Origin of the sequence: Streptomyces sp. NBC_00667 (assembly GCF_036226825.1) — a bacterium.
Lineage (GTDB): Bacteria > Actinomycetota > Actinomycetes > Streptomycetales > Streptomycetaceae > Streptomyces.
The window spans coordinates 3,954,873-3,971,292 of record NZ_CP109022.1 but is presented as its reverse complement, the minus strand read 5'-3'; the positions used below and the strand labels follow the sequence as shown (position 1 = coordinate 3,971,292).

Annotated in this window: 17 protein-coding genes; 8 read left to right on the top strand and 9 right to left on the bottom strand. The window is 72.7% G+C overall.

What is annotated here, in order from left to right:
- Positions 1-10: 10 nt before the first annotated feature.
- Positions 11-370, bottom strand: a complete 360-nt coding sequence (locus OHA81_RS18515; RefSeq protein WP_190182942.1) for an NADH-quinone oxidoreductase subunit A — start codon at positions 368-370, stop codon at positions 11-13.
- Positions 371-1,145: 775 nt separating this feature from the next.
- Between OHA81_RS18515 and OHA81_RS18510 the strand changes: the two genes are divergently transcribed.
- On the top strand, positions 1,146-1,994 hold the full coding sequence (locus OHA81_RS18510; RefSeq protein ID WP_329197376.1) for a C40 family peptidase: 849 nt from the start codon (positions 1,146-1,148) through the stop codon (positions 1,992-1,994).
- 56 nt (positions 1,995-2,050) lie between these two features.
- On the opposite strand, the gene OHA81_RS18505 is transcribed toward OHA81_RS18510, so the two are convergent.
- Together OHA81_RS18505 and OHA81_RS18500 are read right to left on the bottom strand one after the other, a co-directional pair.
- Positions 2,051-3,118: a hypothetical protein gene (locus OHA81_RS18505; RefSeq protein ID WP_329197373.1), complete on the bottom strand. Its 1,068-nt coding sequence runs from the start codon at positions 3,116-3,118 to the stop codon at positions 2,051-2,053.
- A 16-nt stretch (positions 3,119-3,134) separates the two neighbouring features.
- Positions 3,135-3,548 (bottom strand): hypothetical protein, encoded by a 414-nt coding sequence (locus tag OHA81_RS18500; protein WP_329197372.1) that lies wholly within the window; start codon positions 3,546-3,548, stop codon positions 3,135-3,137.
- 226 nt (positions 3,549-3,774) lie between these two features.
- On the opposite strand from OHA81_RS18500, the gene OHA81_RS18495 reads away from it, so the two are divergent.
- The 6 genes from OHA81_RS18495 to OHA81_RS18470 all read left to right on the top strand — a co-directional run bounded on the left by OHA81_RS18495 (position 3,775) and on the right by OHA81_RS18470 (position 8,680).
- The gene (locus OHA81_RS18495; protein ID WP_329197370.1) at positions 3,775-4,227 is read left to right on the top strand and encodes a hypothetical protein; all 453 of its coding nucleotides are present in this window, start codon (positions 3,775-3,777) and stop codon (positions 4,225-4,227) included.
- Complete coding sequence (locus OHA81_RS18490) at positions 4,224-5,774, top strand: peptidoglycan-binding protein (protein ID WP_329197369.1); 1,551 nt, start codon at positions 4,224-4,226, stop codon at positions 5,772-5,774. Before OHA81_RS18495 ends, OHA81_RS18490 begins: the two co-directional genes overlap by 4 nt.
- Positions 5,771-6,598 (top strand): ABC transporter ATP-binding protein, encoded by an 828-nt coding sequence (locus tag OHA81_RS18485; RefSeq protein ID WP_329197367.1) that lies wholly within the window; start codon positions 5,771-5,773, stop codon positions 6,596-6,598. The genes OHA81_RS18490 and OHA81_RS18485 overlap by 4 nt, the downstream gene beginning before the upstream one ends.
- The gene (locus OHA81_RS18480; RefSeq protein ID WP_329197365.1) at positions 6,595-7,827 is read left to right on the top strand and encodes an ABC transporter permease; all 1,233 of its coding nucleotides are present in this window, start codon (positions 6,595-6,597) and stop codon (positions 7,825-7,827) included. Before OHA81_RS18485 ends, OHA81_RS18480 begins: the two co-directional genes overlap by 4 nt.
- Before the next feature lie 50 nt (positions 7,828-7,877).
- Positions 7,878-8,171: a hypothetical protein gene (locus OHA81_RS18475; protein WP_329197363.1), complete on the top strand. Its 294-nt coding sequence runs from the start codon at positions 7,878-7,880 to the stop codon at positions 8,169-8,171.
- Between the two features lie 284 nt (positions 8,172-8,455).
- Positions 8,456-8,680 (top strand): hypothetical protein, encoded by a 225-nt coding sequence (locus OHA81_RS18470; RefSeq protein WP_329197362.1) that lies wholly within the window; start codon positions 8,456-8,458, stop codon positions 8,678-8,680.
- Between the two features lie 60 nt (positions 8,681-8,740).
- Here the strand turns inward: OHA81_RS18470 and OHA81_RS18465 are convergent, their stop codons facing one another.
- Entirely contained in the window at positions 8,741-10,024 is a 1,284-nt protein-coding gene (locus tag OHA81_RS18465) for a geranylgeranyl reductase family protein (protein ID WP_329202370.1), read from the bottom strand.
- Positions 10,025-10,134: 110 nt separating this feature from the next.
- Between OHA81_RS18465 and OHA81_RS18460 the strand changes: the two genes are divergently transcribed.
- Entirely contained in the window at positions 10,135-10,656 is a 522-nt protein-coding gene (locus OHA81_RS18460; RefSeq protein ID WP_329197360.1) for a GNAT family N-acetyltransferase, read from the top strand.
- 125 nt (positions 10,657-10,781) lie between these two features.
- Here the strand turns inward: OHA81_RS18460 and OHA81_RS18455 are convergent, their stop codons facing one another.
- From OHA81_RS18455 to OHA81_RS18435, 5 genes are all read right to left on the bottom strand, one after another.
- Positions 10,782-11,741, bottom strand: coding sequence for a glutaminase (locus tag OHA81_RS18455; RefSeq protein ID WP_329197358.1), 960 nt, complete (start codon positions 11,739-11,741; stop codon positions 10,782-10,784).
- Positions 11,742-11,764: 23 nt separating this feature from the next.
- Positions 11,765-12,457: a demethylmenaquinone methyltransferase gene (locus OHA81_RS18450; protein WP_329197356.1), complete on the bottom strand. Its 693-nt coding sequence runs from the start codon at positions 12,455-12,457 to the stop codon at positions 11,765-11,767.
- An 86-nt stretch (positions 12,458-12,543) separates the two neighbouring features.
- The gene (locus tag OHA81_RS18445) at positions 12,544-13,182 is read right to left on the bottom strand and encodes an imidazolonepropionase-like domain-containing protein (protein ID WP_329197354.1); all 639 of its coding nucleotides are present in this window, start codon (positions 13,180-13,182) and stop codon (positions 12,544-12,546) included.
- 47 nt (positions 13,183-13,229) lie between these two features.
- Positions 13,230-14,429: a cyclic dehypoxanthinyl futalosine synthase gene (gene mqnC / locus OHA81_RS18440; RefSeq protein ID WP_329197353.1), complete on the bottom strand. Its 1,200-nt coding sequence runs from the start codon at positions 14,427-14,429 to the stop codon at positions 13,230-13,232.
- 154 nt (positions 14,430-14,583) lie between these two features.
- Positions 14,584-16,203: a serine/threonine-protein kinase gene (locus OHA81_RS18435; protein ID WP_329197351.1), complete on the bottom strand. Its 1,620-nt coding sequence runs from the start codon at positions 16,201-16,203 to the stop codon at positions 14,584-14,586.
- Between the last annotated feature and the right edge of the window lie 217 nt (positions 16,204-16,420).

Here is a 16,420-nt window from a genome sequence, read left to right as displayed (position 1 = left end):
ATTCAGCCCCTCAGTCCCATTCCAGGCCGCCGCGGCGCCAGACGTAGGCGTAGGCGACGAAGACGGTGAGCACGAAGAGCAGCATCTCGACGAGCCCGAAGATCCCCAGGGAGTCGAAGGTGACGGCCCAGGGGTAGAGGAAGACGATCTCGATGTCGAAGACGATGAAGAGCATCGCCGTCAGGTAGTACTTGATCGGGAAGCGGCCGCCGCCGGCCGGCATCGGAGTGGGCTCGATGCCGCACTCGTACGCTTCGAGCTTCGCCCGGTTGTACCGTTTTGGGCCGATCAGCGTGGCCATGACCACGGAGAAGATCGCAAACCCTGCGCCGAGGGCGCCGAGCACGAGGATGGGCGCGTACGCATTCACGCTCCTCGCTCCTTCCAGTCGTCCTTGACCGTTGGACCGCTGTGCCGGCGCCGAGCGCCCCGCCCCGCGAAGATCTTGCACATGTGAGGCAGTTCACAAGCCGGACTGCTGCGCATCTTATGCCTGCCGATCTGTGATCTGCGACACGGGTTACAACAACGAGTTTGTGATCTCCACCACCCGACGAACGATCATGAAGTCCGATGAGCGGTGATCTTCATACGCAAGGCATCCACATGGTCACCAAAGGTGACATCCGCAGTCGTCACCCCAGGTCGGAGCGGGGTTCCACTATCAAATGATGGCCATTGCAGGCAAATTGGCAACCAGGCGGACCCGGTGGTAAGGGAATCGGCGTCGCCCGCCCGGGGGAGCGGCCGGGGACGGAAGTGGACGCGGGGGCGGCCGCGGGGAACCCGCAAGATCACGGGCTTCGGAAGCTGTGCATCCGTTCACGAACCCCACGGGAAGGCCACAGCGTGATCACGGACCGGCCACAGCGCCCGCACAGCGGTGGGTAACTGTGACCTGCGCCACATGGAATCGAGGCCGCCGAAAGGGGGCTTGGCCAACTGTCGGGCGGAATGGTAGGCGCGGTTCAATTCGGACTTATTAGAGAAACCCCTTGATCACAGGCTTATGAGGGCCCGGTCCGTTTCGCCCGTTACGGCGTCAATATCCCGCGCGACGCGCCCGGTTAGCGCCCTTCGCGCGCAACTGTGGCGCACACCACGTTTCTTGAAGCCAACGGCTGCGCCCTGATAGCGGTTGTCCCATGTCCCACACCGCTCACATACCCAGCCACCGGAAGCCCCGCCGCAGCACCTCGAAGCTCGCGGTCCGCGCCGGAGTTGCCGGTGGCGTCCTCAGCACCCTCGCCATGGCCGGCACCGCGAGCGCGTCCCCGTCCGCCGAGCCCGTGGCCGAGACGACGCTCGAAATGCCGGTCCTGAGCCTGGACCTGACCGCCGACGTCGCCTCCGCGGTCACCACCGCAGCAGAGAACACCCGTGTCGCAGCCGTCGAGGCGGCCGTCACCGGCGAGCTGAACGCCCAGGAGGAGAGCGCCCGCAGCGGCGCCGCCGCCGAGGCCAAGCAGGCCAAGGAAGAGGCCCAGCAGAAGGCCGAGAAGAAGGCGAAGGAGGAGGCGGACCGCAAGGCCGAGGCCCAGCGCGCCACCCGCAGCGCCGGTCGCACCACCCTCCAGACCGCCTCCGCGTCCGCCGGCACCTCCGACGACGGCGAGGGCACCGTCACCGCCCCGGCCACCGGCTCGGCCTCCGCGATCATCAACTTCGCCCGCAACCAGGTCGGCAAGGCGTACGTCATGGGCGGCACCGGCCCGTCCTCGTACGACTGCTCCGGCCTCGTTCAGGCCGCGTACCGCCAGGCGGGCATCTCCCTGCCGCGCATGTCCCAGGACCAGTCCTCGGAGGGCACCTCGGTGTCGCTGAGCAACCTGCAGCCCGGCGACGTCCTGTACTGGGGCTCCCGCGGCAACGCGTACCACGTCGCCCTGTACGTCGGCGGCGGCAAGTTCATCGGCGCGCAGAACCCCAGCACGGGCATCGTCGAGCGCAGCCTGAGCTACGACATGCCGACGGGCGCCGTCCGCATCCTCTGACGCCGCTGAGGCCCTCCAGGCCTCCCCAAGGGCCCCACAGGCCTCCTGAGCCGCTCTCAGGAGCCTTGAGGGGCCCTCCCGGCCGCCCCGCGCACGACGCAAGGGCCGGTACTCCCCCGCTCGGGGGTGGAGTACCGGCCCTTCGTCGTGCCCCGGTTCAGCCGACCGAGGCCGCCAGCTTGAAGCGGGCGTCGCGCTGCTGCTCGTAGAGGGCGAGCGTCTCCGCGTTCTCCTCGACGAGCCGCTGCTGATAGGCCTTCTCGACGGCGTACCAGATCCCCACGAGGTTCACCTCTCGCTTGCAGGTGACGTCGGCCTTGGCCGCCTCCCAAGTCGCTCTGGAGACCCAGCTTCTCGACCACCTCGTACGGGGTTTTGATCCCGGTGTAGCCGGACTTGTCCATGCAGGCGGACCACCTGCGCAGGACGTCGACGACCCGCGAGTCCCCCTTGGAGCGGTCGTGCGCCTCGCCCGCCAGGCCGAAGGCGAAGAGGAGGTCCACGCTGTCCTTCGCCGGCGCGTACAGCCTGCGGTACCCCTCCCGCCCGCAGCCCCCGGCGGGCACCTTGCGGCCACCGACCTCGATGCCGCTGTCCACGCGGGCGGCGTCCTCCTCGTTGAGCGCGTCGGGGGCGGGCGGTGCGCCCTGCCCGCCGCCGCCCGGCGGTTCACCGTGCAGGACGGTGTACGCGCTGTCGCTCAGCTTCGGGGAGGGCGGCTTGGCCGGCTTCCCCTCGCCCGCGGTCTTGTCGTACCCGTGGGCCGCCGCCTTCGCCGGATCGGCCAGGCCGAACAGATAGGCGTGCCGGTCCTCCGCCGCCGCGGCCGGGGCGTGCTCGACCGCCGTCACCCCCTCGTACGTGAACCCGTACCGGGCCATGCACCGGGCGACGAGGCCCTCCTGCACCCGGCCCATCCGCAGGGCGTCCGCCTCGGTGTCCATGTAGGCGTCCATGGGCAGGGAGAGGGAGGCGGTGGCCGGGTTCACGGCGATGGCGCCCAGCTCCGGCTCCCCGCCCCCGCTCCCGGCCCCGGCGTCCGAACAGCCCGCCAGGAGGACCGCCGCCAGGAGCGCCCCCGGGACGGGAACCCGGCGCCGGCGGGCGGTACGCGATGCGGACAACTCCCCCACGCCCGGCTCAGGCGTGGAGGGTGTAGGTGGACGAGCTGATCGTGTTCTTGAAGGTGGACGAGGCGTTGCCCTGGTAGTTCGACGGGATTTCGCCGACATTGCCGTCCATGTTGGCGTCGGTCGCCACCTTCCACGCGTAGACGTCCCGGTTCTTGTAGGACTCGGTGTTGTCGTTCACCAGCGAGGTGCCGCCCGTGCAACCGCTCTTGAAGTAGTTGTCGTTGAAGTTGAGGTCCTCGCCGTATAGGTCGAAGACACAACCGGACTGGTACTGGTTGTAGAAAAGGCCGAACTCGTCGACTTCGAGAATTCCGTCCTTGCCGTACGCCGCCGACGGGCCCGCCGCGGCCAGCAGGATCGCAGCGGTCGAAACAGCGGCGATGCAGCCCGTCGCCAGATTCCGGAATGCCTTGTCCATCATGTGCTCCTCGTCCTCGGGATGGAACCGTTCCGTTCCGGCGGGGAGTCAACAGGCCGATCGCCCCCCGGCAAAGCCCCTTCTCACCTGATGGACAATCACTTTCGGTTTCCCACAAGTAACTTGTGGTGGACGATCACCTCTCCTTACTATCTGCCGACGCGCTCCCCGCCGCCCTTTTCGCACCGGGAGCGCGGCCCCACTTCTACGGCCTCGAGGAATCGCCGTCGTGCACGCACGCCATTTCGCCCCACTGCTCGCTCTGTGCATATCCCTCACGGCTTGCGGAGGTGAAAAGGAGCCCGAGGCAAGCGACAGCCCGCCGCCCACACAGCAGGAAATCGCCTACCACGACTGTCTGAAAAAGCACGGCGTGAACATCGTCTACCGGGGCAACGGAATGCCTTACGTGGACAAGACGAAACCCTGGAACGAAGAAGCGCACACCGCGTGCGCTTCCCTGTATCCGCCACCGCGCACTCCCGCCCCGGCCGACCCCGATCAGCTCGCGGCCGCGCAGGAGGAAGCCGCGTGCCTGCGGGCCTCGGGCGTCTCCTGGTATCCGGACCCGGACCCGGTCACGGCCGAGACCGACCAGCGCAAGGGCGGTACCCCGGAGCAGTGGTCCACGCTCAAGACCGACCACGCCGACGCCCTGCGCAAGTGCCGGCCGGCGAGATGAGCGAACCGGACCACCCCGTGGAGACGGTGCGGGGCCCGGTGACCGCGGCCGGGGGCCCCGGCGGGCTCGCCCGGGGCCGGAGGGTCGTCCTCGGGGTCGTCGGCGGCGCCGCGCTGATGGCGGTCGGCGGTCTGCTGGCCGCGGCACTGGTGAAGTCGCCGGCCCAGGTCGCGGCGGAGACCGGACCGCCGGCACAGGGAGCACTGACCGCGGAGGTCGAGCGGCGGGTCCTCGCCGAGACCGTGGTGATGCGCGGAACCGTGGTCGCCGGGCAGAGCGTCACCGTGTCCCCCCAGGGAGTGCGGACCGGTGAGGGCGCGGGGGCCGCGGTGGTGACCAAGCTGCCGCTCGGGCCCGGGGATCCGGTGCGGGCCGGGCAGCTGCTCGCCGAAGTGTCGGGCAGGCCGGTGTTCGCGCTGCACGGCGGCCTGCCGATGTACCGGGACCTCAAGCCGGGTGCCACCGGCGACGACGTGGCCCAGCTCCAGCGGGCGCTGCGCGAGCTCGGGCACGGTACCGGCGGGGACGCCGAGGGGGTGTTCGGACCCGGTACGAAAGTGGCCCTCGCCGCGCGGTACCGGGCCGTCGGGTACGACCCGCTGCCCGCCGTCGCGGACGGCGGCTCGGCGCTCAAGGCCGCCCGGGACGCGGTGCGGTCGGCGCAGTGGGCCGTGGAGGACGCGGGCGCCGCCGGCGGGACCGTGCGGAGCACCGGGAAACCGGCGCCGGGCGCAGCGCCGGGCGCGACGGCGACCCCCGGCTCGGGCTCCGGCCCGGGCTCCGGGCGGGAGCTCGCCCGCGCCCGGGAGGCCCTCGCCGAGGCACGGACCGTGCTGGCCGCCGCCGAGGCCGCGGACGGGCCGATGCTGCCGGCCGCCGAGGCCGTGTTCCTCGGCGCCTTCCCCGCCCGGGTGAGCGCGGTCGGCGGATCGGTCGGCGCGGCCGTGTCCGGGTCGGTACTGACCCTCTCCGCGGGGGAACTCGTCGTCGAGGCCTACCTCAAGGAGGACAAGAAGCAGCTGCTGCGCGCCGGCATGACCGTGGTGATCTCCTCCGAGCTCGCGGGCAGCGACGCCCGGGGCACGGTGGCCTCGGTCGCCGCCGAGCGCTCCGGTGCGCAGGCGGCCGGACGGCCGCAGCAGGACCGGGCACAGGGGCAACGCCAGGGGGAGGGCGAGGGCCAGGGCCCCAAAGGCGCCCCGGGCAGCGGCGGTGGCGGCGGCGTCGGTGATCCCGGCTACCGCATGGTCGTGCGCGCCGACCAGCCGCTGCCGGCGGCCTTCGCCGGGCAGGACGTACGGCTGACCGTCGAGTCCGCCGCCACCGACGGCGCCGCCCTCGTGGTCCCGGTCACGGCGGTCTCCGCCGGTGCGGACGGGCGTACGGTGGTCACCGCCCAGGGTGCCGACGGCGCGCAGCACCGCATCGAGGTCCGCATCGGCACCACCGGGGACGGCTACGTGGCCGTGGCCCCCGTCCGGCCGGGCGCCCTGACGGCCGGGACCCGCGTCATCGTCGGCGCCGCTCCCGGGGCGGCGCCCCGATGAGACTGCGCCTGCCCCCCGGCATCACCGCCCGCACCCGCACCCGGCCCGTCCCCGGCACCCCCGTCCCGGCCGGCACGCCGGCTCACACCCCGGCCGACACCCGGTTCCCCGCCCCGGCCTCCGGCGGCGCGGCGGAGCGGGTGGCCCCGCAGGCGGCCGCGCCCGTCATCGAGTTCCGCGGTGTGGGGCTCACCTATCCCGGCCCGCCTCCCGTCAAGGCACTGCACCCCTTCGACCTGGCCATGGGACGCGGTGAGTTCATCACCGTCGTCGGGCCCTCCGGTTCGGGGAAGTCCACCTTCCTCAACGTCGCCGGGCTGCTCGACTCCCCGACCTGCGGCCGGCACCTCCTCGACGGGATCGACACCGCCGCGCTGCCCGACCGGGAGCGCACCGCCCTGCGCGGGCGCCGCATCGGCTTCGTCTTCCAGTCCTTCCACCTCCTGCCCCACCGCTCGGCCCTGGAGAACGTCACCCTCGCCATGCTCTACACCGAAGTCCCGCGCGCGCAGCGTCTCGTACGGGCCCGCGAGGCCCTGGAACAGGTCGGGCTCGGCCATCGGGCGGACGCCGTTCCCGGCCGGCTCTCCGGCGGTGAGCGCCAGCGCGTCGCCATCGCCCGTGCGCTCGTCGGACGCCCGTCCCTGCTGCTGTGCGACGAACCGACCGGCAACCTGGACTCCGCCAACGCCGCCTCCGTCCTCGCCCTGCTGGACGAACTGCACGGCCGCGGCATGACCGTTCTCCTGATCACCCACGACCCCGCGGTCGCCGCCCGCGGCCGCCGGACCGTCACCATCCGCGACGGGCGGCTCCGCGGGTGAGCGCCGTCCGCCCCACCCGGCTGTCCCCGCGCGACACCGTCTCCGAGGCGGTCGCGGGGATGCTGCGCCGCCCCGGCCGCGCCGTGCTCACCGCGCTCGGCACCGTCCTCGGCGTCGGCAGCTTCGTCGCCGTACTGGGCCTGACCGCCACCCTCTCCTCGCAGATCGACGGCCGGTTCAACGTCCTGACCGCCACCGAGGTGACCCTCGAGGACGTCGCCGCCCAGCACGACCCGTTCGCCGGCCCGGCCTTCCCCGCCGACGCCGAACAGCGGCTGCGCCAGGTCGCCGGCATCGCCCACGCCGGGGTGCTCTGGCCGGTACGGCTCGACCCCGGCACCCCGGTCTCCGCGCTCCCGCCGACCGCCGGCGCCGGCGCGGCGGGCACCGCGGGCGCCACCTCCGTCGTCGCCGCCTCCCCCGGGGCCGTCGCCGCCCTGGCCCCGACGCTGCGCCAGGGCCGGCTCTACGACGAGTACGCCGAACGCGGCCACCTGCGCGTCGCGCTCATCGGCGGCGGCGTGGCCGACCGCCTCGGCATCACCACCCTGGCGACCCGGCCCGTGGTCCACGTCGGGGAGGAACCGTTCGTGGTCGCCGGCATCATCGGCGACGTCGAACGCCGGCCCGAGTACCTGCTGTCGGTACTGGTCCCCCGGTCCACCGCCGAGGAACTGTGGGGGCCGCCGGGGCCGTCCGGCGCGCGGGCGCTGATCGCCACCGAGCTCGGCGCCGCCCGGCAGGTCGCCGGCCTCGCCCCGCTCGCGCTGCGCCCCGACCACCCCGAGTACCTGAAAGCCCTGCCGCCTCCCGACCCCCGGCTGCTGCGCTCGGGGGTGACGTCCGACCTCAGCGCCCTGTTCCTGCTGCTGGCCGGGATCTGCCTGGTCATCGGCGCGGTGGGGATCGCCAACACGACGCTCGTCGCCGTCCTGGAACGGACCGGGGAGATCGGGCTGCGGCGTGCGCTGGGGGCCCGCGGGCGGCACGTGGCGGCCCAGTTCCTGGCCGAATCCGCCGCTTTGGGGGCACTCGGCGGCCTGGTGGGGACCTCCGTCGGCGAGCTGACGGTGGTCGCGGTGTCCCTCGTACGGGACTGGACGCCGGTGATCCACCCGTTGACGGTGGCCGCGGCTCCGCTCGCCGGGCTCGTCACCGGATTGCTGGCCGGGGTCCATCCCGCCTGGCGGGCTGCCCGTGTGGAACCGGCCGAAGCCCTGCGAAGATAGCGGAGGCGCAGTGCCCGCCCGCCCCGATTTCACCTGAGGAGGTGGTGGCCGTGTGGAGCAAGAACGCCTCCGAAGACGCCGGTTCCGACGCGCACACAGCGGACTCCGCGAACGCCACCGGTAACCCCACCAGTGACCCCACCGCCGTGCCGGCCGCCGTCGGCCTCTTCCTGCTCGCCGTCGGCGGCTGGCTCCTCAACACCGCCCGCCCCTGGCACAAACCGGGACATCCCCTCACCCTGGGCCTCGGTTGGGCAGCCAGCCTGACGATGCTCCTGTACGGCCTGCTCCTGCTGGTCCGCTCCGTACGCACCGTCCACGGCCACGGCGCCGAAGACGCGTAGGCCCGAGCCCGCCCGAGCCGACCCGCGCGCCCCGACCCGCGCACCCCGACCCGCGGGCGCCGGGGCCGCCCCGGTCAGACCTTCGGGGCCGCCTTGGTTCCGCCGAGCCAACCATCGGACGGGAAATTTCCTACCGCCGGTGGTGCGTTTTGGGTATGAGCCGTGCGCGCATCGAGGTCGCCCAGCAGCGGCCAACGCGTGGCGCTGTCCGCACTGACACCTCTGGAGGTGCGCCGAACAGGGGAAGCCGCCAAGCGACTCCGGTTCCTGCGTCCCGGTTCGACGTGAAGCCGGTCAACGACGCGGTGGCGGACGCCGCAGCGAAGCTGCTGGACACCTCGGGCCTTGACGGACACGAATGCCTCGTGGACGCCCTCGTGGTCGCCACGGCCGCACTCTGCACTCCCCCGGTACTGCTCGCCACTTCTGACAAGTCGCACATCCCAGCGCTGTGCAAGGCCGCCGAGGAGCTTCCCGGCTCGCCGAAGGTGAAGATCGTCAACCTGTGACGGCCGAACACCACGAGCCGGGCCGCTCGACCGTTCAAGGAGCGGCCCGGCATTGAACCATCAGGCTCGGGGTGCCACCTTGGAGAGACCGTTGATGATGCGGTCCATCGCGTCGCCGCCCGTCGGGTCGGTGAGGTTGGCCAGCATCTTGAGGGTGAACCGCATCAGGACCGGGTGGCTCAGGCCGCGCTGGGTGGCGACCTTCATCACCTTCGGGTTGCCGATCAGCTTCACGAACGCGCGGCCCAGCGTGTAGTAGCCGCCGTACGTCTCCTTGAGCACCTTCGGGTAGCCGTGCAGGGCGAGTTCGCGCTGCGCGGGGGTGGCGCGGGCGTGGGCCTGGACGATGACGTCCGCCGCGATCTGCCCCGACTCCATCGCATAGGCGATGCCCTCGCCGTTGAACGGGTTGACGAGCCCGCCGGCGTCACCGACCAGCAGCAGGCCCTTGGTGTAGTGCGGCTGCCGGTTGAAGGCCATCGGCAGGGCCGCGCCGCGGATCGGCTGCGTCATGTTCTCGGGGGTGTAGCCCCAGTCCTCGGGCATGGACGCGCACCAGGCCTTGAGGACCTCGCGCCAGTCCAGCTCCTTGAACGCGGAGGAGGAGTTGAGGATGCCGAGGCCGACGTTCGACGTACCGTCGCCCATGCCGAAGATCCAGCCGTAGCCGGGCAGCAGCCGGTCCTGCGGGCCGCGCCGGTCCCACAGCTCCAGCCAGGACTCCAGGTAGTCGTCGTCGTGCCGCGGCGAGGTGAAGTACGTACGCACCGCCACGCCCATCGGGCGGTCCTCGCGCCGGTGCAGGCCCATCGCCAGGGAGAGGCGGGAGCTGTTGCCGTCGGCGGCGACGACCAGCGGCGCCTTGAAGGTGACCGGGGTCTTCTCCTCGCCCAGCTTCGCCTGCACGCCCGTGATGTGTCCCGTGCGGGGGTCCCGGACGGGCTCGCCGACGTTGCAGCGCTCGTACAGCCGCGCCCCGGCCTTCTGCGCCTGACGGGCCAGGGTCTCGTCGAAGTCGTCGCGCTTGCGGACGAGTCCGTAGTCCGGGTAGGAGGCGAGTTCCGGCCAGTCCAGCTGGAGCCGCTGCCCGCCGCCGATGATCCGCAGGCCCTTGTTGCGCAGCCAGCCGGCCTCTTCGGAGATGTCGATGCCCATGGAGACCAGCTGCTTGGTGGCGCGCGGGGTCAGCCCGTCGCCGCACACCTTCTCGCGCGGGAAGGCCGTCTTCTCCAGCAGCAGGACGTCCAGTCCCGCCTTGGCGAGGTAGTAGGCGGTGGTGGAGCCGGCGGGTCCGGCCCCGACGACGATCACATCAGCGGAGTGTTCGGAGAGGGGCTCGGTCACTGCCTCGGTCACTGCGGGCTCTCCCGAAGGCTCGATAAAGGGTGCCCAACGGCACGGGACATGTCGCAGTCTATGCAGCGGAAGAGATCGCGATCCGAAGGGCTGCCCCTGTGACCACCTCGCCGACCCGGCCGCCGCTCCCGGCCGTACAGCTCCGCGTGCCCACCGACGAGGACGCGCACGCCTGGCACACCGTCTTCGACGACACCGACGTCATGGAGTTCCTGGGCGGCCCCGCCGAACTGTCGCTGTACGAGGAGTTCACCGCGCGGCAGCGCATGCACGACGCCCGGCTCGGCTACTGCCTGTGGACCCTGCTGGACGCGCAGGGGGCGGTGATCGGTTTCACCGGCGCCCAGCCCTGGCCCCGGGAGGACTGGGGGCCCGTCGGGGAGGTCGAGATCGGTTGGCGGCTGGGGCGCTCCACCTGGGGGAAGGGGTACGCGTACGCCGCCGCGCTGGCCACCCTCGACCGGCTCCGGGAGGCGGGGGTCCCGCACGTGGTCGCGATGATCCACGCCCACAACACCCGCTCGGTGGCCGTGGCGGAACGGCTCGGCATGGACCTGGCCGAGGAGTTCACCACCCCGGGCGGCAACCCGTGCCGCCGCTACGCGCTGACGCTCGCCTGAGCCGTCGGGCGCCGCGGCGTGAACCCGGCCCCGGACCCGGACGCCCGACGGCTCGCCGGGCGGGGTCCGGGGCAGCGGCCCGAAGCCCGGGAGGCGCCCCGGCGCCGACTGGTGCGAGGGGCGCGTCAGAAAACGGACATGCCGGTCAGGGTCGTGAAGCGGTCCAGCGCCGCCACGCCCGCCACCGAGTTGCCGTGCGCGTCCAGCCCCGGGCTCCACACCGCCAGCGCACACCGGCCCGGCACGACGGCGACGATGCCGCCGCCGACACCGCTCTTGCCGGGCAGGCCGACGCGGTAGGCGAACTCGCCCGCCGCGTCGTACGTCCCGCAGGTCAGCATCACCGCGTTGATCTGCTTCGCCCCGCTGCGCGTCAGCAGCCGCGTACCGTCCGCGCGCAGCCCGTGCCGGGCCAGGACCCTGGCGGCGCGCGCCAGGTCGGCGCAGCTCATCTCGATGGAGCACTGCCAGAAGTAGTGGTCCAGCAGGGCCGGTACGGGGTTGTCGATGTTCCCGTAAGAGGCCATGAAGTGGGCCAGCGCCGCGTTGCGGTCGCCGTGCTCGTGCTCGGAGGCCGCCACCTCGGCGTCGAAGGCGACGTCCGGGTTGCCGCTCTCCTCCCGCAGGAACTTGAGCAGTTCGCTGCTCGCGTCGCCCGTCAGCGTCTGGAGCCGGTCGGTGACGACGAGCGCGCCCGCGTTGATGAACGGGTTGCGCGGGATGCCGTTCTCGTACTCCAGCTGCACGAGCGAGTTGAACGGGTTGCCGGACGGCTCCCGCCCCACCCGCTCCCACAGGCTGTCGCCGCCCTCGGCCGCCAGCGCCAGGGCGAGCGTGAACACCTTGGTGATCGACTGGACGGAGAAGGGGACCTGCCAGTCCCCGACCCCGAACACCTTGCCGCCCATCGTGACGAGCGCCATCCCGAACTGCGCCGGATCCACCGAGGCGAGCGCCGGGATGTACTCGGCGGGCGTGCCGGTCCCGACCAGCGGGGCGACGTCCCGCGCGATCTGGTCCAGCACCGCCTGGTAATCGAAGGGGGCGGTGTCGTAACGGGAGGTCTGCGAAGGCGCGGCGTCCACGGGCTCGTCCGCTCCGTACGCCGTTACGCCTTGACCCCGCGGTGCAGCGCGACGATGCCACCGCTGAGGTTGCGCCAGGCGGCCTTCGACCAGCCGGCCTTCTGCAGCAGCGCCGCGAGCGCGGGCTGGTCCGGCCACTCCCGGATCGACTCGGCGAGGTACACGTACGCGTCGGGGTTGGACGACACCGCGCGGGCCACCGGGGGCAGGGCGCGCATCAGGTACTCGGTGTAGAGCGTGCGCAGCGGCGCCCACGTCGGCTGGGAGAACTCGCAGATGACCACCTGGCCCCCCGGCTTCGTCACCCGGTACAGCTCGTGCAGCGCCGCGTCCGTGTCCTGGACGTTGCGCAGGCCGAAGGAGATCGTCACGGTGTCGAAGACGTCGTCCTTGAACGGCAGCCTCGTCGCGTCACCGGCGGTCAGCGGAAGCCAGGCGTGGCGCTTCTTGCCCTCCCGCAGCATCCCGAGGGAGAAGTCGCAGGGGACGACGTACGCGCCGGTCGCGGCGAAGGGCAGCGAGGACGTCGCCGTGCCGGCGGCCAGGTCCAGGACCTTGTGCCCGGGGCGCGCGCCGACCGCCTTGGCGACCTCCTTGCGCCACAGCCGGGCCTGGCCGAGGGAGAGGACGTCGTTGGTGAGGTCGTAGTTCGCCGCGACACCGTCGAACATGGAGGCGACTTCGTGCGGCTGCTTGTCCAGGGAAGCGCGGGTCACTGGCGTAGGCCCCTCGGTGCGGTGTGGCTCGGGTCGGTCGATACCGGGCCATTCTCGCAGGCGGCCCGACCGCCGCCACGAGCGGCTCAGCGCCGGCGGTGCAGCAGCCGGCCGCCGATGACGGTGGCCACACAGCTCGTCGCGCCCTGCTCCAGCAGGTCCCGGGCGTCCGCCGCCGCGAACACCGCGAAACGGGCGGGGGCGCCGGCCTCCAGAACCCCGTGGAACGCCTCCTCGGCCGCGGTCAGCCCGGCCAGCGGGTCCAGGGACGGCGGAGCCCCGTAGGGGAGCGGCGCGAGGAGCGTCAGCCCCGACCGCACCACCGCCGTCCGCACCGCCGGCACCGTCAGCCGCCCGGCCACCGCCACCACCCCGCGCGAGAGCAGCTTCTGCGTGGCCCGGCGGGCGCTGTGGCCCCAGCGGGACTCGGTCGGCTCCGGGGCGGTGGGCGCGGTGGCCGCGTACGGGCCGTCCCCGTCGTCGGCGCCCTCGGCGTCCTCGGGGTAGTACGTCCGCTCCAGCAGCTCGTCCGCCCCGCGCACCAGCAGACCCGGGGTCAGTACCCCGGGCCAGCGCCGCACTCGCGCGTGCGCGAAGGCCGCGCCGAGCTCCTCGTACGGTCCCACCCGGGCGATCCGGTCGCCCTCGACGAGGACCGCCCCACCGGGCAGCGCGGCGCGGCCCGGCCCGGGGACGAGGAGTTCGGCGGCGTGGAGCGTCAGCACGGGCGTGTCAGTCAGTCTGTCCGGGTGTCGGTCTGTCCGGGCGTCGGTCAGTTCGAGGAGATGAGCTTCAGCTCGGGGTGCGCGGTGCCGCCCTCGATGGCGGTGGAGGAGATGTGCGAGACCACGCGGTCGTCGACCGGGTCGTTCGCCGGGTCCTCGTGCACGAGGAGGTGCTCGTACGTCGTCGCGCGCTGCGCCGGGACCCGGTCCGCCTTGCGGATCAGGTCGATGATCTCCTGGCGGTTCGAGCGGTGCTTGGCACCGGCCGAGGACACGACGTTCTCCTCCAGCATGATCGAGCCGAGGTCGTCCGCACCGTAGTGCAGGGACAGCTGGCCCGCCTCCTTGCCGACGGTCAGCCAGGAGCCCTGGATGTGCGCGATGTTGTCGAGGAACAGACGGGCGATCGCGATCATCCGCAGGTACTCGAAGACCGTCGCCTGCGTGCGGCCCTTGAGGTGGTTGTTCTCGGGCTGGTACGTGTACGGGATGAACGCGCGGAAGCCGCCCGTCCGGTCCTGCGTGTCACGGATCATCGCGATGTGCTCGATGCGCTCGGCGTTCGTCTCGCCGGTGCCCATCAGCATGGTGGAGGTGGACTCCACACCCAGCTTGTGGGCGATCTCCATGATCTCCAGCCAGCGCTCGCCGGACTCCTTGAGCGGGGCGATCGCCTTGCGCGGCCGCTCCGGCAGCAGCTCGGCGCCGGCGCCGGCGAAGGAGTCGAGACCGGCGGCGTGGATGCGGCGGATGGCCTCTTCGGCGCTCACGCCGGAGATCCGCGCCATGTGGTCGACCTCGGACGCGCCGAGGGAGTGGATGACCAGCTGCGGGAACGCCTTCTTGATGGCGGAGAAGTGGTGCTCGTAGTACTCGACGCCGTAGTCCGGGTGGTGGCCGCCCTGGAACATGATCTGGGTGCCGCCCAGCTCCACGGTCTCCGCGCAGCGGCGCAGGATGTCGTCGAGGTCCCGGGACCAGCCCTTCTTCGTGTCCTTGGGCGCGGCGTAGAAGGCGCAGAACTTGCAGGCCGTCACGCACACGTTGGTGTAGTTGATGTTGCGCTCGATGATGTACGTCGCGATGTGCTCGGTACCCGCGTAGCGCCGCCGGCGGGCCGCGTCGGCGGCCTGGCCGAGCGCGTGCAGCGGGGCGTGCCGGTAGAGGTCGAGCGCCTCTTCCTTGGTGATCCGGCCCCCTGCGGCGGCACGGTCGAGGACAGACTGGAGAGCGGCCTGGTCGGTCACCGGTGCTTCACCTTTCGGCGGTGTGTCAAGGTCCGGACCGATCCAGCCTACGCCAGGAGGCTCGGACGGCCGTTCCAGGGTCCGCAGCGCCCGCGCTCCGGTTCGGGGTTCACGGCCGCGCGCTCACCGGCCGCGCGCTCGCCGTCCGCCGCGCTCACGGGCTGCGGGTGAGGTCGCCCTCGGGGTTTCCGGCCGCCCGGTCGCCGGACTTGTAGTGGAGGGTTCCGTTCGGGTTGAGCGTGAAGCGTTCGTCGGCCGAGCCGTCGGAGCAGATGCCGGGGGCCGGGTTGGGGCCGCCGGCCGTGTCGAGGACGAGGGAGCGGTCGGTGGCGGAGGCGAGCTTCCAGTCTCCGCTGCAGTCGGTGTCGAAGAGCGGGATGATCGACTTGTCCCGCGCCACCACCTCGCCGGTCCTGCCGCCCTTGATGGTGATCTCGAACTGCCCGGGCGCCCCGAGGTTGCTGGTGGTCGTCCCCTTCCACGTCCCCATCAGCGCCTTCGGCACGGTGTCCCTGGTGCCCCCGGGGGTGGCCGAAGGGGTGGGGGCGGGACTGCCGGTGGAGGGGCCGGCCGAGGCCGACGGCCGGCTGCCGACCGGCGGCCGCTGCCCCTCCTCGCGATGCCCGGGCAGCAGGTCCAGCCCGTAGAGGCCGCCCGACAGCGCCGCCAGCACGGCGACCACCGTGACGACCACCGTGCAGCTGACGCGGCGCCGGCTGCGGCGGCCGCTTCCGGGTTCCTCCGGGGTTCGCGGCGCGCCCGCGCCGCCCGTCCGGGTGTCGGCGTGGCTCAGCGAGGAGTCCGGGGACCCGGGGGAACCCGGTGAACCGCCGCTGTCGGGCGGCCCGTAGGGGCCGTACGGAGCCGGGCCCCCGCTCACCCCGGAGTCGAGGTGCAGCAGCGCCACCGCCGCGCGGCTCGCCTCCTCCACCAGGGGCGCGGGCAGCCACCCCGGCGTGCGCAGGGCGCCGTCGAGCGCCGCCGCGATCGCCGCCGGAGCCGGGCGGTCGGCGGGCGCCTTGGCCAGGCAGGCTCCGATGAGTTCGCGCAACTCCCCGGGCGGTACCCCGTCGAGCTCCGGCGGCTCGTGCACCACCTTGTAGAGCAGCGCGGCCGAGTGGTCCCCGGTGAAGGGCGGCCGACCGCCCGCCGCGAAGGCGAGGACCGCCCCGAGCGAGAACACGTCCGCCGCGCCCGTGACGCCGCCCCCGATGATCTGCTCCGGTGCCATGTAGCCCGGCGAACCGACGGAGACCCCGGTGGAGGTGAGGGAGGCGGTGCCCGCGGTCGCCCGGGCGATCCCGAAGTCGATCAGCCGGGGCCCGGGGCCCTCCAGCGTCAGCATCACGTTCGACGGCTTGACGTCCCGGTGTACGAGGCCCAGCGCGTGCACCGCCACCAGGGCGCGGGCCAGCCCCTCGCCGACGGCCCGTACCGAGGCTTCGGGCAGCGCGCCGTAAGCGGCGACCGCCCGGTCCAGGGAGGGGCCGGCCACGTACCCGGCCGCCACCCACGGCACCGCCGCCTCCGGGTCGGCGTCCAGCACGGGCGCGGTCCACTGCCCGCCGACCCGCCGGGCGGCCGTGATCTCCCGGCGGAACCTGGCGCGGAACTCCGGGTCGGCGGCGAACTGCGGGTGCACGATCTTGACGGCGACGGTCCGGCCCCCCGCGTTCCGCCCGAGGTACACCCGCCCCATGCCGCCCGCGCCGAGCCGGCCGAGCAGCCGGTACCCGCCGATGGTCCGCGGGTCGTCGGCTTCGAGCGGCTGCATCGCGTCCCTCCCCCGTCCGGCCACGTGATCCCCTGTGGCGTGGCCAAGGAGCACCTTAGGGCGGGGCGGGCGGGCGCGGCGACGGTATCCGCCATCCGGTGTCCCGCGGGAGGGCAACGGCGTGGGGCGTCACGGCCGCTGCCGGTCGGGACGGGGGTGACGGCACCGCCCCTCCCCGCAGCCCCCGCGAGCCGGCGCCGATTCCGTGCGCGCCCTT

What these genes read in the sequence shown, in the direction of transcription:
- OHA81_RS18510 (WP_329197376.1), top strand. Translation starts at nt 1,146, where the DNA reads ATGTCCCACACCGCTCACATACCCAGCCACCGGAAGCCCCGCCGCAGC.
- OHA81_RS18500 (WP_329197372.1), bottom strand. Translation starts at nt 3,548, where the DNA reads ATGATGGACAAGGCATTCCGGAATCTGGCGACGGGCTGCATCGCCGCT.
- OHA81_RS18490 (WP_329197369.1), top strand. Translation starts at nt 4,224, where the DNA reads ATGAGCGAACCGGACCACCCCGTGGAGACGGTGCGGGGCCCGGTGACC.
- OHA81_RS18485 (WP_329197367.1), top strand. Translation starts at nt 5,771, where the DNA reads ATGAGACTGCGCCTGCCCCCCGGCATCACCGCCCGCACCCGCACCCGG.
- OHA81_RS18435 (WP_329197351.1), bottom strand. Translation starts at nt 16,203, where the DNA reads ATGCAGCCGCTCGAAGCCGACGACCCGCGGACCATCGGCGGGTACCGG.